This window comes from Flaviramulus sp. BrNp1-15 (assembly GCF_022259695.1).
Lineage (GTDB): Bacteria > Bacteroidota > Bacteroidia > Flavobacteriales > Flavobacteriaceae > BrNp1-15.
This window is the reverse complement of sequence record NZ_CP092099.1, coordinates 534,945-558,523: the sequence shown is the minus strand read 5'-3', so window position 1 is coordinate 558,523 and position 23,579 is coordinate 534,945. Positions and strand designations below refer to the sequence as shown.

The 23,579-nt window shown below is 30.3% G+C and carries 23 protein-coding genes; 10 read left to right on the top strand and 13 right to left on the bottom strand.

Going from position 1 to position 23,579, the window contains the following annotated elements; genetic code table 11:
• Positions 1-9: 9 nt before the first annotated feature.
• Genes MBM09_RS02450 through MBM09_RS02430 form a run of 5 tightly spaced genes read right to left on the bottom strand, consistent with a single transcriptional unit; the run spans position 10 to position 4,753 of the window.
• Positions 10-1,533 carry an ATP-binding protein gene (locus MBM09_RS02450; protein WP_238675265.1) on the bottom strand — a complete coding sequence of 508 codons (1,524 nt, stop codon included), beginning with the start codon at positions 1,531-1,533 and terminating at the stop codon, positions 10-12.
• Positions 1,533-3,059: an ATP-binding protein gene (locus MBM09_RS02445; RefSeq protein WP_238675264.1), complete on the bottom strand. Its 1,527-nt coding sequence runs from the start codon at positions 3,057-3,059 to the stop codon at positions 1,533-1,535. The genes MBM09_RS02450 and MBM09_RS02445 overlap by 1 nt, the downstream gene beginning before the upstream one ends.
• Before the next feature lie 12 nt (positions 3,060-3,071).
• Positions 3,072-3,563, bottom strand: a complete 492-nt coding sequence (locus tag MBM09_RS02440) for a Rab family GTPase (RefSeq protein ID WP_238675263.1) — start codon at positions 3,561-3,563, stop codon at positions 3,072-3,074.
• The gene (locus MBM09_RS02435; protein WP_238675262.1) at positions 3,550-4,365 is read right to left on the bottom strand and encodes a cell envelope biogenesis protein OmpA; all 816 of its coding nucleotides are present in this window, start codon (positions 4,363-4,365) and stop codon (positions 3,550-3,552) included. The genes MBM09_RS02440 and MBM09_RS02435 overlap by 14 nt, the downstream gene beginning before the upstream one ends.
• A 28-nt stretch (positions 4,366-4,393) precedes the next feature.
• Complete coding sequence (locus MBM09_RS02430) at positions 4,394-4,753, bottom strand: fructose 1,6-bisphosphatase (protein ID WP_238675261.1); 360 nt, start codon at positions 4,751-4,753, stop codon at positions 4,394-4,396.
• Positions 4,754-5,001: 248 nt separating this feature from the next.
• Between MBM09_RS02430 and MBM09_RS02425 the strand changes: the two genes are divergently transcribed.
• Positions 5,002-5,433: a TerB family tellurite resistance protein gene (locus MBM09_RS02425; RefSeq protein ID WP_238675260.1), complete on the top strand. Its 432-nt coding sequence runs from the start codon at positions 5,002-5,004 to the stop codon at positions 5,431-5,433.
• Positions 5,434-5,485: 52 nt separating this feature from the next.
• Here MBM09_RS02425 and MBM09_RS02420 read toward each other — a convergent pair whose 3' ends face one another.
• From MBM09_RS02420 to metG, 3 genes are all read right to left on the bottom strand, one after another.
• Positions 5,486-7,603 carry a Tex family protein gene (locus MBM09_RS02420; protein ID WP_238675259.1) on the bottom strand — a complete coding sequence of 706 codons (2,118 nt, stop codon included), beginning with the start codon at positions 7,601-7,603 and terminating at the stop codon, positions 5,486-5,488.
• Positions 7,604-7,914: 311 nt separating this feature from the next.
• Complete coding sequence (locus tag MBM09_RS02415; protein WP_238675258.1) at positions 7,915-8,433, bottom strand: ferritin; 519 nt, start codon at positions 8,431-8,433, stop codon at positions 7,915-7,917.
• Positions 8,434-8,542: 109 nt separating this feature from the next.
• On the bottom strand, positions 8,543-10,627 hold the full coding sequence (gene metG / locus MBM09_RS02410; protein ID WP_238675257.1) for a methionine--tRNA ligase: 2,085 nt from the start codon (positions 10,625-10,627) through the stop codon (positions 8,543-8,545).
• 172 nt (positions 10,628-10,799) lie between these two features.
• On the opposite strand from metG, the gene MBM09_RS02405 reads away from it, so the two are divergent.
• Entirely contained in the window at positions 10,800-11,819 is a 1,020-nt protein-coding gene (locus MBM09_RS02405; RefSeq protein ID WP_238675256.1) for an LD-carboxypeptidase, read from the top strand.
• A 129-nt stretch (positions 11,820-11,948) separates the two neighbouring features.
• On the opposite strand, the gene MBM09_RS02400 is transcribed toward MBM09_RS02405, so the two are convergent.
• Complete coding sequence (locus MBM09_RS02400) at positions 11,949-12,401, bottom strand: DUF1569 domain-containing protein (RefSeq protein WP_238675255.1); 453 nt, start codon at positions 12,399-12,401, stop codon at positions 11,949-11,951.
• An 18-nt stretch (positions 12,402-12,419) separates the two neighbouring features.
• Positions 12,420-13,196, bottom strand: a complete 777-nt coding sequence (locus tag MBM09_RS02395; RefSeq protein WP_238675254.1) for a TerB family tellurite resistance protein — start codon at positions 13,194-13,196, stop codon at positions 12,420-12,422.
• A gap of 120 nt (positions 13,197-13,316) precedes the next feature.
• Between MBM09_RS02395 and MBM09_RS02390 the strand changes: the two genes are divergently transcribed.
• From MBM09_RS02390 to MBM09_RS02375, 4 genes are all read left to right on the top strand, one after another.
• Positions 13,317-13,727 carry a BrxA/BrxB family bacilliredoxin gene (locus tag MBM09_RS02390; protein WP_238675253.1) on the top strand — a complete coding sequence of 137 codons (411 nt, stop codon included), beginning with the start codon at positions 13,317-13,319 and terminating at the stop codon, positions 13,725-13,727.
• Positions 13,728-13,798: 71 nt separating this feature from the next.
• Positions 13,799-14,536: a 1-acyl-sn-glycerol-3-phosphate acyltransferase gene (locus MBM09_RS02385; RefSeq protein WP_238675252.1), complete on the top strand. Its 738-nt coding sequence runs from the start codon at positions 13,799-13,801 to the stop codon at positions 14,534-14,536.
• Between the two features lie 9 nt (positions 14,537-14,545).
• Positions 14,546-15,538, top strand: a complete 993-nt coding sequence (locus MBM09_RS02380) for an acyl-ACP desaturase (protein WP_238675251.1) — start codon at positions 14,546-14,548, stop codon at positions 15,536-15,538.
• A gap of 68 nt (positions 15,539-15,606) precedes the next feature.
• Positions 15,607-16,263, top strand: a complete 657-nt coding sequence (locus tag MBM09_RS02375; RefSeq protein WP_238675250.1) for an HD domain-containing protein — start codon at positions 15,607-15,609, stop codon at positions 16,261-16,263.
• 1 nt (position 16,264) lies between these two features.
• On the opposite strand, the gene MBM09_RS02370 is transcribed toward MBM09_RS02375, so the two are convergent.
• Positions 16,265-17,137, bottom strand: coding sequence for an AraC family transcriptional regulator (locus MBM09_RS02370; protein ID WP_238675249.1), 873 nt, complete (start codon positions 17,135-17,137; stop codon positions 16,265-16,267).
• Between the two features lie 593 nt (positions 17,138-17,730).
• Here MBM09_RS02370 and MBM09_RS02365 point away from each other — a divergent pair.
• Positions 17,731-18,327, top strand: a complete 597-nt coding sequence (locus tag MBM09_RS02365) for a hypothetical protein (RefSeq protein ID WP_238675248.1) — start codon at positions 17,731-17,733, stop codon at positions 18,325-18,327.
• Between the two features lie 60 nt (positions 18,328-18,387).
• On the opposite strand, the gene MBM09_RS02360 is transcribed toward MBM09_RS02365, so the two are convergent.
• Positions 18,388-19,461, bottom strand: coding sequence for a PA0069 family radical SAM protein (locus tag MBM09_RS02360; protein ID WP_238675247.1), 1,074 nt, complete (start codon positions 19,459-19,461; stop codon positions 18,388-18,390).
• Positions 19,462-19,821: 360 nt separating this feature from the next.
• On the opposite strand from MBM09_RS02360, the gene MBM09_RS02355 reads away from it, so the two are divergent.
• The 3 genes from MBM09_RS02355 (at position 19,822) to MBM09_RS02345 (ending at position 22,625) form a co-directional block, all read left to right on the top strand.
• Positions 19,822-21,093: a sensor histidine kinase KdpD gene (locus tag MBM09_RS02355; RefSeq protein WP_238675246.1), complete on the top strand. Its 1,272-nt coding sequence runs from the start codon at positions 19,822-19,824 to the stop codon at positions 21,091-21,093.
• Positions 21,083-21,784, top strand: a complete 702-nt coding sequence (locus MBM09_RS02350) for a response regulator transcription factor (protein ID WP_238675245.1) — start codon at positions 21,083-21,085, stop codon at positions 21,782-21,784. Before MBM09_RS02355 ends, MBM09_RS02350 begins: the two co-directional genes overlap by 11 nt.
• A 118-nt stretch (positions 21,785-21,902) precedes the next feature.
• Complete coding sequence (locus tag MBM09_RS02345; protein ID WP_238675244.1) at positions 21,903-22,625, top strand: hypothetical protein; 723 nt, start codon at positions 21,903-21,905, stop codon at positions 22,623-22,625.
• 163 nt (positions 22,626-22,788) lie between these two features.
• On the opposite strand, the gene MBM09_RS02340 is transcribed toward MBM09_RS02345, so the two are convergent.
• Positions 22,789-23,571: an enoyl-CoA hydratase/isomerase family protein gene (locus MBM09_RS02340; RefSeq protein WP_238675243.1), complete on the bottom strand. Its 783-nt coding sequence runs from the start codon at positions 23,569-23,571 to the stop codon at positions 22,789-22,791.
• Between the last annotated feature and the right edge of the window lie 8 nt (positions 23,572-23,579).

Genomic DNA, 23,579 nt, shown 5'->3' with positions numbered 1-23,579 from the left:
GTATGTTTTTTAATTCTTACTTGACTTATTTATTAACCGCTTCATTTTTTTCATTAGCTCATCAACATTATAGGGTTTACCTATATAATCATTCATCTCTTTTTCTAAACAGTATTCTTTTTCTTCATGAGAAAATGATCCACCTACTCCTATTATTGGAATACGGTTAAAATTATAAACTTCGGAGTGCCTAATAAAACGTGTTGTATCAAAGCCATCCATCGTTGGTATTTTTATATTAAGCACAACCAAATCATAATTCTCTTTTTGTAGTTGTTTAATAACATCATCCCCACTTTCTACAAGATCCATTTGGTAGTCTGTGGTGTTATTAAAAATTTCTTTTATGGTATATTGATCGGTTTCAAGTGCTTCTGCAACTAGAATTCTATATTTAGCATTAGCTTTTTTATTTTCAAGAGGTATAAGTTTTAATTCTGGCTCTATTTGATCTTCAGCTATTTTGAAATTTAAATTAACTTCAAAAATACTCCCTTCATTTTCATTGCTTTTTATAGCTATACTTCCATTCATTACATCTAGTAAATGTTTAGTCATAGCTAAACCTAAACCTGGTCTTTTTATATCTTTATCTTCATTTATTTTATAAAAGCTTTTAAAAATTGCTTCTTGTTTATCTTCACTAATTCCTATTCCTGTATCTTTTACGCTAAATGTGATATCAATATTATTCTTGTTCTTTTTTCCAGATACATTAAAATCAATACTTCCTTGAAATGTAAAATTTAAAGCATTATCTAAGATATTATCTAAAATTTGTAGCAACCTAAATTTATCGCCAATAACAAATTTTGGAAGGCCTTTGTCTATGTTACTATTAAATTCTAGTAGTCTTTCAGCAGATTTTGTTTGATATTTAGAAGCAAGGTTTTTTAAAACTTCATGAATATTAAAACTATTTTTCTGTACAGAAAAATATCCTGTTTCAATTTTAGAGATATCTAAAATATCATTAATCATGGCATACAAATCATCAGAAGTAGATTGAATAACTTTTAATTGATTACGTTGAACCAAATCTAAATCTGTTTGTTCTAATAAATTTGAAAACCCTTGAAGGTTATGAATAGGTGTTTTTAAAGTGTGACTAAAGTTTGTTAAAAATCGATTTTTATATTTTTCCTTTTTTATTAAAAGGTCGTTTTTTAAATCAATAACTTCTTTACTAATTACAGACTCATTTTTATTTTGAGACAATGCGTAATATTCATCATATAACTTAGTAAAGTTATTAAGTATGATAAGTCTATTAGTGTCATCCTTAAATGTTCTAAACGTTATATCAAAAATATAATCTAAGTCATCTAAATTTATATGAACTGCACTAAACTCATACGTTTCATCAGCTTTTTGTTGCAAAGCACTCAAAGACTCAAAAAAAGGATGTATACTGCTTACCGATTTACCTATGGTATTTGATAAAAGACTTGAATCTGTTTCCAAAATAAAGCCATCCTCATTTACTAATATAAATTGGTCATGCGTATCACATTTATAATTATAATAGCTCATTAAACTTGCTTTATATATTCGTTAATTTTAGCCATTAATGTATCTTCATTAAACGGTTTTTTTATAACGTCATTCATTCCTGCCTTTTTGTACCGTTTTATATCGTCTTTTGTTACTTTAACCGTTATTGCTATTATAGGAATCTTTTTAAATTTTCTTAAAGGGAGTTTTCTAATTTCTCTAGTAATTTCGTCTCCTTTTAAGTTATTTAGAATGATGTCCATAAGGATTAAATCGAATTCTTGATCTTGAATTTTTCCAACAACATCTTCTCCATTAGCAACAATATCTAGGAAAAAGTCACCTTTTGCTGCTAAAATTTTTAATACTGATAGTTGTGTGATTTCAGAATCATCAACTAATAAAATACTGTATTTTTTATCTGATTTGGTTAATTGTTTGGTTTTAGAAACACTTTTTTCAAGCATTGATGAACTTGATACTCTAAAATTTACATTAGTTGAAAACATGGATCCTTTTCCAACTTCAGATTCCACTTTAATTTGACTATTAGATAATCCTAACAAATATTTTACAATAGGTAAACCAAGTCCTGAGCCCGATATTTCTTTATCGCTTGACAACTGGGTAAAACTATTAAATATATTATCTAAATGTTCTTTATCTATACCTATTCCTGTATCTGAAATTTCAAAATGAAGGCTTGCTTTTTTAGCTCTTATTTGATTTAATGACACATTAAAAGTAATATGTCCTTCATCTGTAAATTTTATTGCATTATCTAATAAGTTTGTAAGCATTTGCCTTAATGCAATAGAATCGCCTTCTACAACCTCTGGTAATTTAGAATCGAAATTACTTAAAAGTTGTAAGCCTTTTTGTTTAGCCTTTATCTTAAAAGAAGATTTAATATTATCTAATAACTGTATTAAATTAAATGGTTTAAGATTAAGATCTACAGTACCTGTTTCAATTTTAGAAAAATCTAAAATATCATTAATCATTTTTTTTAGGCTATTAGACGAAGACTTTATAATATCTACATATTCTCTTTGGTCTGAATTTAATTCAGATTCACCTAATATATCTGTAAACGTTAAAATTCCTGTTATGGGATCTCTAAGTTTATCGTTAAAATTAGAGATAAACGTATTTTTAAAAGCTTCTTTTTCCTTAAGATAAATATTTTGTAACTCTAGAATTTGAGAGTTAATTACCGTTTCGTTTCTTATTTGAGCTTTTCTTTGATAATATGTATAATGCGATGTTAAATCATGAATAGCAATTACAGGAAACTTTCCGTCATCAAACGTTTTTAATTTAATGTCTGAAGTGATACTTTTTTCATCAAAATCTAAATGAATACAAGAGAAATGGAATTCTTCATCTTTTGAATCTTGAATAAGGCTTAATAAGTTTTCAAAAAACGGATGAATTTCAGCAATATTTTTACCAACAAGGTTAGCAAACAGCACGTCATCAGAATCTAAAATACTGCCATCAAAATCCAACTTAATGTATTGGATATTAACTTTCCCATATTTTTTTTTGTATGATTCTAACAACTTCTTTTTTACTTATTCAATTAACTCTGTAGCTAATCTAGTAAAAAGATCTTCAACTTTACTACCTGTTTTAGCACTTGTATAATAATCGACAAAAGGTTTAAAAACATCGCTGTTCTGCTTAACAAAGTCTTTTGTTACTAAATCTGCTTTGTTTCCTACAACCTTTAAAGGTGTTTTAGGGAAATTATTTTTAATATAATTTATATCTGGATTTAATGTACTGTAAGTAACTGGTCTGGAAAGATCAAACACATATATAAAACCACTGGTACCAATAAGGTATGAAGGTCTGGTTTGATTAATATCGTCATTCCCCTCTAAATCCCAAATTACTAAAGACACATCTTCACCTGATGGAATATGAACTTCTTTTTTGAATATATGTACCCCAATGGTAACTCTGTAGTTTTCGGAAAATGTATTTTCAACAAAACGTCTAATGAGCGAGGATTTTCCAACCCCAAAGTGCCCTAGTAAAACGATTTTTTTAGAAATCTTCATTCTTAAAATAAGATTTTAATTTTTTAGAAAAAGAGTCTTGATCTTGCAAGTCTTCTTTATTAATATAATTTTTGGCGAAATCTAATAATTTATCTTCAAGTTTACTCTTAAATATTACATTATATGCACCAGAGATAACAACTGCAATGTAATATGATGAAAAATTTTGTAAATGAATATGGTAAGTTTCATACTCAATATACTGTAAATCCTGATTTTCTTTACTAAAAGCGTCTTCAGCAAAACTCTTAATAGCAGTTAACATACCAGCAACCATATCTTGATCTATACCTTGTGTTTTAGAATACTCTGAAACAACTAAACCAGAACCTTTTTCTATTACCATTAGTTGTTCAACTTTAGGTTTTATTTGATCCTGTATAAGTAAATCCCCTTGACTAACTCCTGTTTTTTTAGAAAAAAATCTGCGTTTTAAACTTTCAAAAGTAAATTTATTTGTCTGCTCATTAATTTTTTCTGAAAGAATACGCATTTCCTGCTGTACATATTTCTTTATCATTTTCCCAATTATAGGAAATAATGCTTCAACAACTGCGTCTTGAGAATTTTTAATTTCTGTTTTTAATGCTTCTGTAATTGTTGGACCTAAAGTACTAGGTATTTCTTTTACAAATTCATCCAACTTTTCATTTATTATTGGATTTACTTTAGTAGATAATTGCTTTTGTTTATTAATTGTGTCCTCTAATATTTTAATTTTTTTTTGAATCGATAAGGTATACTCTCTCTCATCTGTAAGCAAGATGTCTTTAAGAATATTTAATTTATCTTCTTGATTCATCAATAATTTATATAGAAGAACTGGGTTGTTATTGGCTTATTTTTTCGCCTAATTTCATTAATAAATCACCAAGAACTTTTCGGTCTAGTTTCCTATCGTCAAGATTATCCATTTTATCTTCTATGGAACTTTCTAATTCGGTAATTCTAATATTAATGTCTGTCCCTAAATTATCAATATTTTTAAGCAATTCTTCTCTTACTTCATCAATTAATGATTCTAAGGCTTCCTTCTTCTTTCTAATATCTTCTTTTAGAGTTTCAAATTCGCTATCGTAAGCTTGAATGTTTTCTCCAAAAATAAGTTGCTTAATTGCGTCTATTTTTGAATTTGCTTCTAAGCTAGCAGGAATTTCTTGTGATGCTTCTGGAGTATTCTTTTTCGCCATAGTCTTTAAGGTTATTTAATGGGTAAAAATAACAATAAATTGCTGAATTTAACATAGAATTATGATTTTGTCAGAATTTTATATTTTGCTACCTAATAATTAGTTAATAAATTCTTTTCAAAAGCCATACCAAAATGTCAGACCGCTTTCTACTTTTAAATTGGTCTAAAAAATTAAAATTTCGATTTGGTTTTTATAATAAAAACGAAAAAAATATGTACGTTTGCACCACTTTAAAACAATAATATATGTCTTTTTCAGATTTATTTGATAGTGGGTTTAAAAAACGTAATGAAGGTCATTTTGCATCTATTGTTCGTGTAGCTATGGATGACGGAATTATTACTGATGATGAAAAAGCCTTTTTAGATAGATTAGCTAATAATTTAAACATTAGTGAGGCTGATTATAAATCAATTTTAAAGGATTATAAGAAGCATCCTATTAATCCGCCAATTGAGTATGATTTACGTTTAGAGCGTTTATATGATTTGGTAAGAATGGTACATGTTGACCAAATTAAAGGTGATCCAGAACACAAGCTTTTAAATAAAATTGGAGTTGGTTTAGGTTTTCATGCTGTAAACGTAAAATATATAGTAGATAAGGCATTAACACTGGTAAATAACGGTGTAGATTTAGATACTTTTGTAGACCAAATAAAAAATATGAATAAATAAATTCTATTTGTTTAGATAAAAAAAAAAAGCAAACCAAAATGGTTTGCTTTTTTTATTTATGTAATTTTAGTTGAATACGCTTTCGCGGAACATCAACCTCTAAAACTTTTACAATTATTTGTTGATGTAAACTCACATGTTCGTTAACATCCTTAACAAAGCTATCTGATAAATTTAATACGTGAATTAGTCCACTTTCTTTAATACCCACATCTACAAAACAGCCAAAATTGGTAATATTATTTACAATACCCGGTAGTAGTTGTCCTTCTTGCAAATCATTAATGGTTTTTATATTTTGATTAAAAGTGAACACTTTAGCTTTTTCTCGAATATCTAAACCAGGTTTTTCAAGTTCTTTAATAATATCTTGAAGTGTTGGTAACCCCACTAAATTTGAGCAATATTTTTTTAAATCTATTTTTTTAAGAAGATCTACGTTTCCTATTAAATCCTGAACAGACTTCCCTAAATCTTTAGCCATTTTTGCCACAATAGCATAACTCTCTGGGTGTACAGCTGAATCATCTAATGGGTTTTTAGCTTCCTTTATTCTTAAAAAAGCTGCACCTTGCTCAAAAGCTTTCTCGCCTAAACGCGGCACTTTTTTAATATCTTTTCTAGATAAAAAAACGCCTTTTTCATTTCTATAATTAAAAATATTCTCTGCTAACTTTGGCCCAATTCCAGACACATAACTTAACAAAGGAATACTTGCTGTATTAATGTTTACACCAACTGCGTTTACACAATTCTCTACCACAACATCTAATTGTTTTTGAAGCTTATTTTGGTCTACATCATGTTGATATTGACCTACACCAATAGATTTAGCATCAATTTTAACCAATTCTGCTAAAGGGTCTTGTAACCGTCTTCCAATAGAAACAGAACCACGAACCGTAACATCGTAATTCGGAAATTCTTCTCTAGCTATTTTAGATGCCGAATAAATACTCGCTCCAGCTTCACTTACTACAAACACTTGCATGTCATTTTTAAAATGCACTTTCTTAACGATAGCTTCAGTTTCACGAGATGCTGTTCCGTTTCCTATGGCAATAGCTTCAATTTTATAAGCTTCACTTAATGACGCTATCTTTTTCATAGCGCCAATACTATCGCTTTTTGGAGGATGAGGATAAATAGTTTCGTTATGTAATAACGTGCCTTGTGCATCTAAACAAACTACCTTACAACCCGTTCTAAAACCCGGATCGATTGCTAAAACCCGTTTTTCACCTAAGGGAGATCCTAATAATAATTGCTTTAAGTTTTTTGCAAAAACAGTTATGGCAGATTCATCTGCTTTGTCTTTGGCTATTTGAAGCGCTTCATTGCTTAATGATGGTAATAATAAGCGTTTATACGCGTCTTTAATAGCTACTTCTATTTGTTTAGCGCATTCGTTATTAGAGCGAATAGTTTTACTTTCTATTCTATCAAGAGCACGTTCATCATCAATTTCAATTTTCACTCTTATAAACCCTTCTTTTTCTGCTCTTAAAATAGCTAATAAACGGTGAGATGGAATTCTACTTAAATTTTCTTCCCAATCAAAATAGTCTCTAAATTTTTGTGCGTTTTCATCTTCAGCTTTTATTTTTATCACTTTCGTGGAAATCATAGCATGACGCTCTAATTGATGGCGTATGTTGTTTCTAATATCACTACGCTCGTTAATCCACTCTGCAATAATATGTCGTGCACCATCTAATGCTTCTTCAACTGAATTTACATCGCCTTTTACGTATTTAAATGCAATGGATTCAATATCATTTGCATTTTGCGACATAATGATTTTAGACAATGGTTCCAGTCCATTTTGTCTTGCTTTTTCGGCCTTGGTTTTTCTACTCTTTTTAAAAGGCAAGTATAAATCTTCAAGGGTTGTTAAATCTTGAGTAGACTCTATTTTTTGTTTTAATTCTAAAGTTAAAACGTTTTGTTCTTCTAAGGCTTTTAGAATAGTTATTTTGCGTTTCTGTAACGCTTCAAATTGTTCTTTATACTTTGCAATATCACCAATTTGCACTTCATCTAGATTTCCTGTGTGCTCTTTTCGATAACGTGATATGAATGGAATAGTACAATCTTCATTAAATAGTTGAATTGTGTTTTTTACAGATATTTCTGGGAGTTTTGTTTTGGAAATTATATAATTTATCATCCTTTTTAATTGAAAAAACCTGTTTGATTTAAAAAATTAAACAGGTTTATATATTTATAGAAAAGATTTTAAAAAACTAAGCTACTTTTTTAAGCAAATCAAAGCATGGGCATTTTTTACAACGCTTTTTTTCGCTTTTCTTATACTTTTTACAACAGCTACTTTTTACATTACAAGAAGTTATTATTCCTGCTTTATGTAATTTTTTTACTGCTTTTTTTCGCTTCTTTTTCCCCAAGAGAAATTCTTATAAGAGTTTAAGTAGCAAAAATACTTATTTTTATTAAATCTAAATAAGATTAATTGTTAAATTATTCTGGTGCATCCATTGCGGCTGTAGTAACTGTTAAATTTTCGATATCTCTATCAAATAAATAAAGACCTCCTTTATCATCACCAATCATATTAATTTTATCTAAAATTGTACGCGCAACAGCCTCTTCTTCTATTTGTTCTGCCACATACCATTGTAAAAAGTTATGCGTTGCATAATCTCTTTCTTCTAGACTAATATGAACCAATTCATTTATACTTTGTGAAACATAAACTTCATGGTCAAATAATTTTTCAAACATTTCTTTAAACGACTTGAAAGTAACATTTGGCGCAGCTAATTCTGAAATTTTAGCATGCCCTCCTCGTTCGTTTACAAACTTTACAAGTTTTAGCATGTGTTCACGCTCTTCATCAGATTGTGCATACATAAAATTTGACACACCTTCTAAACCCTTAACCTCAGCCCAACAAGCCATAGCTAAGTATATTTGAGAAGATTCTGCTTCTATTCTAATTTGATTATTTAATGCGTCTTCTATTGTTTTTGATAACATATCTTTAGGTTTTAATGTAAAGTTAATGAATTACACAAACTCTTTAATAAGAAGAGTATACAATATGTGATACTTTTTAAAAATTTTTATTAAGATTAAATATACATTCTTAACTCACTTGTAACCCGTTATTCACTTTTTCGTCATCTGGATTTACAAACACTAACTTACCCCCTGGAGTTTCGGTCATTAAAATCATACCCTGGCTTTCTACACCGCGTAATTTTCTTGGTGCCAAATTAACTAAAACTGTTACTTTTTTACCAACTACCTCTTCTGGTGTAAAGCTTTCTGCAATTCCAGAAACTATGGTTCTAGTATCAATACCAGTATCAACTTTTAAAACCAATAGTTTTTTAGTTTTAGGCATTTTTTCAGCCTCTAAAATGGTTCCTACTCTTATGTCTAACTTTGTGAAATCTTCAAAAGTGATGGTCTCTTTTTGTGGCTCTACAACTTTATTTGCAGCCTCATTTGCCTTTTTGCTAGCTTCTAGTTTATCAAGTTGTTTTTGAATAGTTTCATCTTCAATTTTAGAGAACAACAACTCAGCTTTCCCTATTTGATGTCCTGCCGGTAATAAAACTTCTTTTGTGCTGATATCGTTCCATGTGTTCTCGATACAATTCTCCTGCGTCGAATCACTCGAACCAACACTAAGAATTCCTTTTAACTTGGTTGAAGTAAACGGTAAAAACGGTTCGCTTAATGTTGCTAGAGCACTTGCAATTTGAAGCGCTACATACATAATCGTTTTTGTACGTGCTTCATCTACTTTCACCATTTTCCAAGGCTCTGCATCTGCCAAATATTTATTTCCTAATCGGGCTAAATTCATTAATTCTTGTCCTGCTTCTCTAAAACGGTAACGCTCTATTGAACTTGCAATGACATCTGGATAGGCTTTTACTGCTGCTAAGGTCTCTTCATCTACCTTTAAAAATTCCGCAGATTCGGGAACAACACCTTCATAATACTTATTGGTTAAAACTACCACACGATTAATGAAGTTTCCAAAAATAGCCACCAACTCATTATTATTTCTAGCCTGAAAATCTTTCCACGTAAAATCGTTATCCTTAGTTTCTGGAGCATTTGCAGTTAGTACATAACGCAATACATCTTGTTGATTTGGAAACTCTTCTAAATATTCTGGCAACCATACAGCCCAGTTTTTTGAGGTTGATAGCTTATTGCCTTCTAAATTTAAAAACTCATTAGCAGGCACGTTATCTGGTAAAATATATGAGCCTTCTGCTTTTAACATAGATGGAAAAATGATGCAATGAAATACAATATTATCCTTACCAATAAAATGAACTAATTTGGTGTCTTTATCTTTCCAGTAAGGTTCCCAATCTTTACCAACGCGTTTTGCCCATTCTATAGTTGACGAAATATAACCAATAGGCGCATCAAACCATACGTAAAGTACTTTGCCTTCACCTCCTTCAACAGGCACTGGTATTCCCCAATCTAAATCTCGGGTTACAGCACGTGGGCGTAAACCATCATCTATCCAAGATTTTACTTGCCCATAAACATTAGGTTTCCAATCTTTTTTGTGTCCCTTTAAAATCCATTCTTTTAAAAAGGCTTCGTGTTTATCTAAAGGCAAAAACCAGTGTTTGGTTTCTTTTAAAGTAGGTACATTACCTGTTAATGCCGATTTTGGGTTAATTAAATCGGTCGCATTTAAACTAGTTCCACAGTTTTCACATTGGTCACCATAGGCTTCTTCATTACCACATTTAGGGCAGGTTCCAGTAACAAACCTGTCTGCTAAAAACTGATTTGCTTCTTCGTCATACAATTGTTCTGTGGTTTCTTCAATAAATTCGCCTTTATCATACAAGGTTTTAAAGAATTCTGATGCAGTTTCATGATGAATTTTAGCCGATGTACGCGAATAATTATCAAAAGAGATTCCAAAATCTTCAAACGATTTTTTAATTATAGCGTGGTATTTATCCACAATATCTTGTGGAGACACGCCCTCTTTTTTAGCCTTTATAGTAATTGGAACACCATGCTCATCACTACCACCAATAAGCGCAACATCATTTCCTGTTAATCGTAAATAACGCGCATAAATATCAGCTGGCACATAAACTCCTGCTAAATGACCAATATGAATGGGGCCATTAGTATAAGGAAGTGCCGTAGTAATTGTATATCGTTTTGGTGTGCTCATTGTAATATTCTAATTGAATTGTCATTTCGAAAATTTTAAAAAAATTGTGGTAATCGAATAAATTTTAAAAGATTACCACGTCGATGAGTTTCTCGTAATGACGTTAAGTTTTATAATGTCACAAAAGTAATCATTTACCTATCGATTTAGAAAAAAAATGTAAATTTACATTATGTCAAAAAACCTTCTAACATTAAGCTTAATTTGTGCTGTTTTTTTCTTTGGAATAAATCCCGCTTCAGCACAAAATGAAGTAACTGAAAAACTAAACATGATTTTAAAACAGCCACCATATTTAAAAGCGGGCGATACGGTTGCTATTGTCGCTCCATCTGGAATTTTAAAAAACAGAGACAAAGAAATTGAGCAAGCCAAGGTTTTACTAAAAAGTTGGGGTTTAGAAGTTGTTATTGGCAATCATGTTTTTAATAAAGAGAATCATTTTGCTGGAAGTGATGATGAACGTTGCGAAGATTTTCAAAAAGCTTTAGACAACCCACAAATTAGTGCCATTTGGTGTGCACGAGGTGGCTACGGAACTGTTAGAATTTTAGACAAATTAGATTATTCTAAGTTTAAACAAAACCCAAAATGGCTCATTGGATATTCTGATATTACAGCGCTTCATAATCAAATGCACAATGAAGGTATTGAAAGCATACACGCCATGATGTGTACGAGTTTACAAGATGACATGGCAACTATTAAAGAAACCGTTTCAACTTTTAAAGATGCTATTTTTGGAAAATCTTTAAACTATACTTTAGAAGGATCTAAATATAACAAAACAGGTAACGCAACTGGAAAATTAGTTGGTGGTAATTTAACCATGTTACACACTATGTTAGGCTCTAAAACCAGTATTGATGTATCTGAAAAAATACTTTTTATTGAAGAAATTGGGGAATACAAATATCATATAGACCGTATGTTACAAAGTTTAAAACGTGCCGGTTATTTTGATAATTGTAAAGGTGTAATTGTAGGCGATATGAGTAAACTACGTAAAAACACTACGCTTTGGGGAACCTCTGTTGAGCAACTTATTTTAGACGCTTTACAAGATTACAATTTCCCAATAGCTTTTAATATGCCTGCTGGTCATGAAAAAGATAATAGAGCTATGATTTTGGGAAGAACTGTTGAGTTGACGGTAAGTAAAGATAAATCTACTGTGAAGTTTAAAGATTAGTTTATTATAAATGATAATCTTAAAATATTAGATAAGGAATTATCAAAATCCATATTTGATTTTTTTAAACCAAATATTGAAGTTATCAAAAAGATTTTGAATAATTAAAATTCCCAAACTCACTGAGCATCAAACTCCAAACTGCCTCAAATGATGGTCTAAATGCTTATAAAATAAATTATTCCATTCCTTAGCTGTTAAGCTTCCAAAAGAATGAGACGGTTTGTTATCAAAATAAGATGCTCCTAAATTTTGAGTTTTTATTAAAAAATCTATCAATCTTGCTTTTTCTTCAACAAAATTTTTTGAATCTGCAACAACAAACTCTGGTGCTGTTCTGCTATTCTTTTTATATGGTTTTTCGCTTACAACATAAGGTTTTACAACTACTTTTAACATAAACTTTTTAAATGCATTGGGCTTTGGATGTTTGCTATCGTAAATCATTTCATAAGTCACGTTACAATGCGCAAACATTTGATCAACGCTCATTTTTCCCCAAAGTGGTTTAGCATATGCATCTAATTTGTTGATCCTCTCAATTAATGCATTGGTTTCTTTTAAGTCAAAAATATTTTTCATGATTTTACCATTTTATCATTAAAACCCACGTTCCTTTTGTAACTGCTCATAAGCTGCTTGCACTTGTCTAAACTTTTCTTCAGCGCCTTTTTGGTGTTCTTTTCCTAAATGAATTACTCTATCTGGATGGTATTTTTTGGCCATTTTACGGTAGGCTTTTTTAATGTCATCATCAGTAGCACTTTTATCTATCTCTAAAACTTTATATGCATTATCGCTACTGTTATAAAACATAGCTTTAATACTCTCGTAATCGCGAGAACTAATACCTAAATAGCCTGCAATGGTATATATTTGGCGCTCTTCATCATTTGTTACCGTACCATCTGCTTTTGCAATACCAAATAGAAAATGCATAAGTTGTAAACGCGATGGATGATCCATCATTTGTCTAATCTGTAAACATACCTGTCTGGTAGAAATATTCTTTTGTTTACTAATGTTTTTAAAAAGCCTAAACGCATGATTTGCGCGTTCTTTACCGTACATATTTACAAACTGCTGGCGCACAAAATCCAGTTCGCTTTGGTCTTGTTTGCCATCTGCCTTTATAACTATAGATGCGAGAACAAGAAGACTTACCTCAAAATCTCCAGATTGTGTCTGTGGGCGTTGTTGCGGTCTAGTACTGTGAGTAGTTCTTCGTTGTTGTGTATTGCCTTCTCCTAAAAAAGGTCTGTCATTTCCATTTGTCATGGCATCAACCATACTACCAATTGCTAATCCAATTATGGCGCCTATGGGACCTCCAAACGACCATCCTATAGCGCCTCCTATCCATTTTGAAAAACTCATGTAAGTTATAGATTTTAATTATGACCAAATATAATATTTGTTAGTTGATTGAATACCTTTTTTGTTACACAATTGGTATCTTTGCAATCATAAAAATTGTTAATTATTAAATTTTAAGATATGTATCCAGCAGAATTAGTAAAACCAATGCGTGAAGATTTAACGAGTGTAGGTTTTGAAGAATTGCATACAGCTGAAGCAGTTGATAAAGCTTTAGCAAAAGAAGGAACTACTTTAGTAGTTGTAAATTCGGTTTGTGGTTGTGCTGCAGCTAATGCACGACCAGGTGCTAGAATGAGTTTACAAAATGCTAAAAAACCAGACCATATTGTTACCGTTTTTGCAGGTGTAGATAAAGAAGCGGTTGATACTGCTCGTGGTTATATGATTCCATTTCCTCCAAGCTCTCCTAGTATGGCTTTGTTTAAGGATGGTGAATTGGTTCATATGTTAGAACGTCATCATATTGAAGGTCGCCCAGCAGAATTAATTGCTGAAAATTTAGTTGATGCTTATAATGAGCATTGTTAAGATTGATTTTTTAAAATAAACAGTAATAAAAAACCACGATTAAATCGTGGTTTTTTAGTTATTTTTGGAGCATGCAAAAAGTATTAGCTTACCCCTTAACTATTTTATACTTTATCTGTTTCGGATTAACACTCGTTATTTTCCATCCCATTCAATGGTTTTGTTTTAATGTTTTAGGGTACAAAGCCCATAAAATAAGTGTAGATTGGTTACAGTTTTTTATTATGCGTTGCTTAAATGTTTTAGGTACACGATTTTCGTTTTCTAACCCTTACAATATTGACAAAAACCAACCTTTAATTATAGTTGCTAATCACCAAAGCATGTATGATATCCCTCCGCTTATTTGGTATTTGCGTAAACATCATGTGAAATTTATTAGTAAAAAAGAATTAGGAAAAGGCATACCAAGTGTCTCCTATAATTTACGCCACGGAGGTTCGGTATTAATAGACCGAAAAAAACCTAAAGAAGCGGTAAAAGCTATTGAAGACTTTTCTAATTATATTGAAACAACTAAGCGTGCCGCTGTTATTTTTCCAGAAGGTACACGAAGTAAAACAGGAGTACCCAAAGCATTTCAAAAGAAAGGGTTATTAACTTTATTCGAAAATATTCCGTCTGCAACAATACTTCCTATAACTATAAATAATTCATGGAAAACATTACGTTACGGTAAATTCCCTATGGGTTTAGGTGCTCATGTTAAATTTACAGTACATAAACCTATAAAATTATCTACCTTTACCAATAAAGAAAATTTAATACATAGTATTGAAACCACTATAAAAGAACATATACACCTTTAAAACTTATTTATGTCGTTAAAAAATGTGCGATTGGAAGTGATGAAGTTTTTGGAAAAAGACGTCGAATCTCTAATAAAAAAATACCTTATCCCAATAGAAAAAATATGGCAACCTACAGATTTTTTACCAAACTCTGAAAGTGACAGTTTTTTTGAAGAAGTAAAAGAAATACGCGAGCTTTCAAAAGAATTACCTTATGATTTTTGGGTGGTTTTAGTAGGTGATATGATTACTGAAGAAGCATTACCTACTTACGAATCTTGGCTTATGGATATTGAAGGCGTAAAACAAAAAGACCGAGAAAATCCTTGGGCTAAATGGGTACGCCATTGGACGGGTGAAGAAAACAGACACGGCGATGTACTTAACAAATACCTTTATCTTTCTGGACGTGTAAATATGCGCGAAATTGAAAAAACCACTCAATATCTAATCGCAGATGGATTTGATATTGGTACAGATAGAGACCCCTATAAAAACTTTGTATACACCAGCTTTCAAGAGCTAGCAACTTATATTTCACATAATAGAGTCGCAAAAATAGCCAAGAAAAATGGCAATAAACAATTAGGAAAAATGTGCCAGATTATTTCTGGAGATGAGATGAGACACCACCACGCATATTCTGAGTTTGTTGAACGTATTTTTAAAGTAGACCCTAGCCAAATGATGATGGCTTTTTACGATATGATGAAACTCAAAATTGCAATGCCAGCTCACTTTTTAAGAGAGTCTGGAAATAAAATTAGTACGGCTTTTGAAGAGTTTTCAAATACTGCTCAACGCATAGGTGTTTACACTTCTACTGATTACGTGGATATTTTAGACAAACTTATTAAACGTTGGGAAATTGATAAAATTACCAACTTAACTGATGAAGCTGAAAAAGCTAGAGATTATTTAATGAAACTTCCTACTAGAATGTATAGATTATCTGAACGTATTAAAATACCTGAAAATTCGTTTCAGTTTAAATGGGTTGAGCCTGCTATTTTAAAATAATATTACTATTTCACGAAATATATAAATCAATTCCTTTCATTCACGAAAGGAATTTTTATTTTTAACCTATGCTTACTTCCGAAGAAACAATCAACAAAACTAAAGAATTTGTAAAAGAAACCTTAATTGGTGCAGAAGGTGGTCATGACTGGTTTCATACGTTAAGAGTATATAATAATGCTTTGCTCATCTCTAAAAATGAGGGTGTAGATTTATTTGTTGTTTCACTTGGTGCTTTACTTCACGATATAGCCGATAGTAAATTTCATAATGGTGATGAAACCATTGGGCCCAAAATAGCTCGTGAATTTTTATTTAAATTGAATGTAGATTCATCAGTAATTGAACATGTAGTTAATATCATTGAAAACATATCCTTTAAAGGCGGAAATGAAGCTCAAAAATTTACCTCGCCAGAATTAAATGTTATACAGGATGCAGATAGGTTAGATGCTATTGGTGCCATAGGTATTGCTCGCTGCTTTAATTATGGTGGCTTTAAAAACAGGCAACTTTACAACCCAGAAATTAAACCAAACCTAAACATGAGTAAAGCAGAGTACAAAAGCTCAACTGCGCCAACCATTAATCATTTTTATGAAAAATTACTCCTTTTAAAAGATAGAATGAATACCAAAACCGGGGAAAAAATTGCTTCAGAAAGACATGCTTTTATGGAATTGTATCTAAAACAATTTTATAATGAATGGAATGGCAAACTCTAAGTTATTGAATAATATGCTTAATTTCCTTTCTATAATTTGAAGCACTTTTACCAGTAATTTCGTTAAACTGCTTGTTAAAATGTGAGAAATTATTAAATCCGCATTCAAAACAAATATCAGCAATACTCATTTTGCTTTCATTTAAAAGCTTAGTTGCATGCACTACACGATATTCGTTTACTAATTGTGTAAATGTTTTTCCTGTAGTTTTCTTAAAATATCTACAAAATGCAGGTACCGTCATGCTTACTTTATTAGCAATTTCATCTAGAGTTATATGCTGCTGAAAGTTAGTATTGACATACTTATATATAACACTAATTTTATCGCTGTCTTGCGGATTAGTTTCTAGCGCAACACCATCAGCATTTAATAATGTGTAATCATTTGTATTTCCTAAATAGTCTAATATTTCTAAAAACTTAAAAACACGTTTCAGCCCTTTTTTTTCTGTTAGCTTTACTATTTTGGGTCCTATTTTTTGTTTGGTTTCAATCCCAAATTTAATTCCTTTCTTAGCACGATCAAATAAAGCCGAGACATTTACCATTTCAGGAATTTTTATAAAATCTTCTCCTAAAAAATCTGCTTTAAACTGTATAATAGTTTCGGTGCCGTTTGCAGTTAATCTATCTGCAAATCCATTATGAGGTAAGTTGGCTCCTATTAATATAAGCTGACTGTTATTAAAGTATGATAAATGATTGCCAATGTGCGTTTTACCTTGACCTTTATTAACGTAAACCAGTTCTAATTCTGGATGAAAATGCCAAAAAGCATTATTCTTATCCACCCTATCTGCATGCTCTTTTATAAGTATTGAGCTTCCAAAACTTGGACTAACTTTTTCTAATGTAGGCTTCTTAATAATCATATTGGGTAATTTTAGTACAAATTTACTACATATAGTGTTTACTACATGTGCTTTTTTATCATAATTATATGTTATTTTGTCTTAACATCTTGTTAACATTTATTTAACGGTTAAAATAGCATATAAATAAGTCAAAATTGATGTTTTCTAAACTACATCACAGGCATATCTTTGTAGTGTTAAACATTATTAAATCTAAATCATGTTTAGCTTAACTAAAATAACCCATAATACAATTGTGGTAGTCGTATTTTAGGTTTGTTAAGTTAACTGATTAAAATATACTCTCAAGAGTGACAAAATTCATTAATAATTAGTTTAATGTCTTATTTAGTTTAGTTGGTAAAAGTGAGCTGTGGTGGCTCACTTTTTTTTTGAAACCACATTAACTTATTTGTTTCCTTCCAAAAAAATCATTTTTAATTTTTTATACAATTTATACTCATTTAACATGTATCTATTCTATTTTAATTTAACATAAACATAATATAAGAATAACAGATAAAATAGCATACAAATTCATCAATATCAATGTTTTACAAATTTAAAAACCAACATACATTTGTGGTGTTGAACGTTAAAAAAACCAAATCATGAGAAACGTAATTAAACACTCCAAAAAAGGAATCTTAATGGTAACAATGTTTGCTACCTTGTTAAGTTTCGCAAATGAAATTTCATTTTTCACAGTTAAAAATGACGCAAAAAGAACTCTAATTTCTTTAAATGTAAAGGAAGGAAACCTATTATCAATTATTGATGATAACGGTGTGATTTTATATAAAGAACTAATACAGAAAACCGGGGTTTATACTAAAGGATTTGATTTAACATCGCTTCCTAATGGTGAATATATCTTTGAATTAGATAAAGATTTAGAAATTAACACCATTCCTTTTACTGTATTGTCTGGTAATGTTGTATTTAACAAAGAAGAAGAAAAATTAATTTACAAACCTTACATTAGAATTAAAGACAATTTAGTTTATGTAACTAAACTTGCTTTAAACAAAGAGCCTTTAAAAGTAGATATTTACTTTATAAACTCTAGTAATACTGAGCTTATGCATTCTGAAGAAATTGAAAACACTAAAAATATTCAGAAAATTTACAAGTTAACCGGTTCAGAAAAAGGCAATTATAGAATTGTACTTCAATCAGAAGGTAGAACTTTTACAAAAAACATCTAGAGAAATTTAAAAATTAATTTTATTATCAAAAGCGGGTAAATATTTACCCGCTTTTTTTATTTAAAAAAGTTTTATTTGCCCATATTTAAACTGCTCATGTAAATTGCAATTTAACTTTGGCATAGCTTTATCCTTAAAATACTTAAGTCTTGCTAATCGTACAAGATTATTTATTTGTTCTGCTATTTTACCTTCTCCTCGCATTCTTGTTTTATATCTAGAATCGTTTAGGGTACCTCCATGGCAACTTTCTATTTGGTGCAATACTTTATCTGCTCTATCGGGCATTGTTTTTTTAATCCAATCTGTAAAAATTTCACCAATAGCGCCATTAAGTCTAATAATTGTATGTGCAATAGATAATGCCCCGTTTTCTGAAGCCGCCTTTGCTAATGGCAAAATTTCATGACTATTTATTGACGGGATTATGGGTGCTAACATCACATTTACTGGTATTCCGCTATCACTTAACACTTTAACTGTTTCTAAACGTTTTTTTATGGTTGCAGTTCTTGGTTCTAAAACCTGTCTTGTCTTTTCAGATAATGAAGTCACAGACACATTTACACTAATAAGGTTATCTTTTGCTAAAGCTTTCAAAATCTCTAAATCCCTTAGAATCAAAGCGTTTTTTGTGATAATTGAAACAGGATGTTTATATTTTAAAAACATCTCCAAACATTGTCTTGTGATTTTAAATTGTTTTTCTGCTGGTTGATAACAATCTGTATTACCAGACATAACAATAGGGTAAGCTTTCCAATTTTTCTTTTTTAGTAAATTTTCTAATAATATTGAAGCATCTTTTTTTACTAGAATACGTCGTTCAAAATCTAAACCTGCACTATAACCCCAATATTCGTGGGTGTTTCTGGCATAACAATAAATACAACCGTGTTCGCAACCTTGATAAGCATTCATAGAATACGCCATACCAACATCTGGACTTTTTACTTTGTTAACTATTGTTTTAGGAAAAACAGGTAGGTATAGCGTTTTGTTTTTATCGGGTTGTTCCCCTTCTTTATGGCAAAATTCTAAAAAGTCATCACGCATTTCATGACTTAATTGAAAGAAACGATTATGCACATTAAGTTGTGCTCCACGTCCTTTTATGGTAGATTTTGGGTTCATTACAGTAAAATTAAAGGTTATGCTGTTTGAGTAGCTCTTTAAAATTACTTATAATTTTGATTGGGAAATGTTAAAATAAAAAAGGGTTATCAACAAAAAAATGCCAAATTTCAATCATTTGGCATTTTTTTACTCAATAAGAAAAATAAATAACACCTTGCTACCTATCAAGGCTTCATGTTTTAATTAGTTTATTACTTTTTTTTAGATTAATAAAAATTTATACTGCTAAAGTAACTCCTATTGCTTTGGTTTTGGTTCAACAATAAGTTAAAAAGATTAATAAAAGATTAAATGAATTAATAAAGTATTAATGTAAGTTTAAAAGGAGTTTTTTTAGTATTATAGTATAATATTTAAATGAAAAGAAGATCTGTTTATATCGCCATTTTTATAATTGCCATACTTGGCTTATTTTATATTCAGTATAAATACCTTAAAATTGGGGTTTCTTTAGCTACTGTTCAGTTTAAAAAGAATATAGATCTTGCTAGCAAAAACATAAAGCGTGATTTAGCCGATGAAACCCAACTAACATTTTTAGTTGGACAAGCTATAACAGATGATGACACCTATTTTAAGCTAAGTATAGATAGTATACAAGATGCTTCAAAATATTTTCTTAAAGACTTTATAAGAGACAGGCTTGCCTTAAATGGAATTGACACTGATTTTTCATATACATTAATTGCAAGAGACAGTAGTTTTTCTCTTAAATCTCCCAATCAATTTAAATCTGATGAAAATCTGGTTACATTTCCTATTCAATTAGACGGTTATTTACCAGAATTATCAAAAAAAGACACCGTTTTAGAATTACAATTTAAAGACATAAACCCTTATCTTTTATCTCAGTTAAACGGTTTAACCATTCCTAGTTTGTTGTTTATGCTTATTATTATTGTCATTTTTATATGGTTTTTAAAATCTATTTACTGGCAAAAACAAGTCATTACAACAACAAATTCGTTTATAAATAACCTTACACATGAGCTTAAAACGCCCGTGTTTTCAATAAATCTAGCATCTAAAATGTTAGGAAAAGATTTAGACGAAAACAAAAAACCTTTTTTACAAATTATAAGGCAACAAACCGAACGACTAAATAAACATATTGATAAGGTTCTAGAATTAGGAAAATTAGAATTTCAAACTAAAATATTTGAATTAAAAAAAGTAGATTTTAAACCTTATTTAATTAAAATTTGCGAAGATTTTGAAGCGCTTTCAAAACTTGATGATGTTAAATTTTCTTATGTGCTTAATGAGGATTCTTTCTTAATAAAAGCAGAGATTAGCCATTTAGAGAATGCCATAAATAACATTCTGGATAACGCTAGAAAATACTCTGAAAATCCAATTATAAAATTGACTGCATCAAAAGTTAAAAATCAATTATCAATAAGCATTTCAGATAATGGTGCGGGTATTAACAAAAAAGACCTGAATTTAATTTTTAAAAAATATTACAGAGTTTCGAACGGCGATGTGCACAAGGTAAAAGGCTACGGACTTGGTTTAAGCTATGTAAAAGAAGTTGTAAAAAAGCATAAAGGAAAAGTAAAAATAGAAAGTCATGTTGGTGTTGGCACAATTGTCACTATTTTTATACCATTAATTCATGAAAAATAATAAGCATAATATCATTCTTGTTGAAGACGACCCAACTTTAGGTTATCTACTCTCTGAGTACTTAAAAATGAACGATTTTGAAGTGTCTTGGGCTAAAAATGGCGCCAATTGTTTAAAATTATTAGAATTAAACACTTATAATTTAGCCATTTTAGATATTATGCTGCCCGATACTATTGGTTTTGATTTGGCTGAAAAAATTAAAAATCTGTATCCTAACTTACCTTTTATATTTTTAACTGCCCGATCTTTAAAAATTGATGTGTTAAAAGGGTTTTCTGCAGGCGCAGTAGATTACTTAAAGAAGCCTATTGATGAAGAAGAGTTGGTGGTTAGAATTAAAACGCTTTTATCAAGATTAGATTATTCAACATCTAAAACAGATAATAATGACACTTATAACTTAGGCAACTATGTGTTTAATACACAAAAACAAGAGCTCATTTATAAAGATAAAAAAACGGCTTTAACAAACCGAGAAACTCAACTGTTGTCATACTTAGTAAATCATAAAAACAACTTATGTACTCACAAAGATATTTTAACAACCTTGTGGGGCGAAAACGACTATTTTAATAAAAAGAGTTTAAATGTTTTTATTACTCATTTACGGAAATATTTAAAGCACGACCCATCTATTAAAATAGAAAACATTCACAACCGTGGATTTATTTTAAGTATAGAGGATTAGTAAAAAACACGTTGTTTTAAAAACTTGACTTTGTAAAAAATTTCGGCTAACTTCGTTTAACGATTGATATAAGTCATTATAGAATGACGTCATATCATCGCATTAGCTAACATTTAAAATGAACAAATCGATAACAATTTTACTTTTGATTTTGACACTTGTTAGCTGTCAAAAAAACATTCCACGGATTGACTTATCGAAAGAGTTAAGAGGAAACACATTTCTCCTTACGTCTAAAACGGACAAAGATACTTTGACAATTGAATTCAAAGATTCTACGTATAACCTATATGAATATAATGACATCGACTTACCTTGGAGAATTGCTTCTTTTGAAAATAATGACTTTTTAGTATTCGATAGAAGATTAATGCCAATTAAACAAATTGACATTAATACATATGAAGGTCTTTTAATTTCGGAAAAAGATTATGAAATAAGGCTTGAGAAAAAAAATCCTAAATGGGATAAAAAATTAATATTTGGTACTTGGGTTGAGGAACAATATTTAAAAAAGGATCCTATAAATATTCCACCACCTCCGCCACCTCTTTATCTTAACGAAAAAGATTTTAAATTTCCTCCAAGTTATGAAATAACCAAAGACTCAATTTATTCAAATTTTTATTATAACAAAACTAGTTCTAAAATTGAAATAAGTAATTTAGGTGAATTTATTTCACTTAATTTAAATAGTTATTATGACAGAGATGAAACGCTATGGAAAATTAAATTTCTGAATGATAGCTTAATGATATTAGATAGAACAATTAAAATTAGACACAACTCAAGCTATCATATTAAAACAGAAACAGATTGTAAATTAATAAAAAAACGTTAGCTAACACCGTATAAAAAAAATTGCTAATTTTAGCTAAACCAAAGTTAGTTGCTCGTTTGCTAGCTTCTGATTTTCCTTCGGAAAATCCTCGCACACAAACACGCAACTTTCCTTATACATAAACGTTAAACGAAATTCTAAAATTTAATCAAAGCTTGATTTCTTAATTCCCAGGAAAATCTGCCTTTCGTTTTTGTAAAAATGCTGTAGTACCTTCTTTAAAATCTTCTGTACCAAAACAGTTCCCGAATTCATTAATTTCTACATCGTAACCATTAACACTCGTTTTATAATTTGCATTAATTGCTTTTATAGCAGACCCAATAGCTACAGTAGAATTACGAGAAATTTTAATTGCTATTTTTTCGCATAAAGGTATTAACTCATCTTGTGCAGTAACATGATTTACCAAACCGTAATTTAAAGCTTGATTAGCATCAATCATTCCTGCAGTCATAATAAGTTCCATAGCGCGACCTTTGCCTATTAGCTGTGGTAGACGTTGCGTACCACCATACCCAGGAATAACACCTAAAGACACTTCTGGAAGACCTAGTTTTGCATTATCGCTAGCTACTCTAAAATGGCACGCCATAGCTAATTCTAATCCGCCACCAAGTGCAAAACCATTTACTGCTGCAATAACAGGCGTAGATAAATTTTCTACAAAATTAAAAAGTATTTCTTGTCCTTTTGCTGCTAATTTAGCGCCTTCTTCTACAGAGAAATTTGCAAATTCACTAATATCTGCTCCAGCAACAAAAGCTTTTTCGCCACTTCCTGTTACTATAATAACTTTAGTCGTTTTACTTGTATTGGCTGCATCAAAAGCATTGTGAAGCTCTTCTATAGTTTCTTTATTTAAGGCATTTAGTTTACTTGGGCGATTAATTGTAATTGTAGTAATGCCGTTATTTTCATCGGCTAATATATTATTGTAAGTCATGATTATTA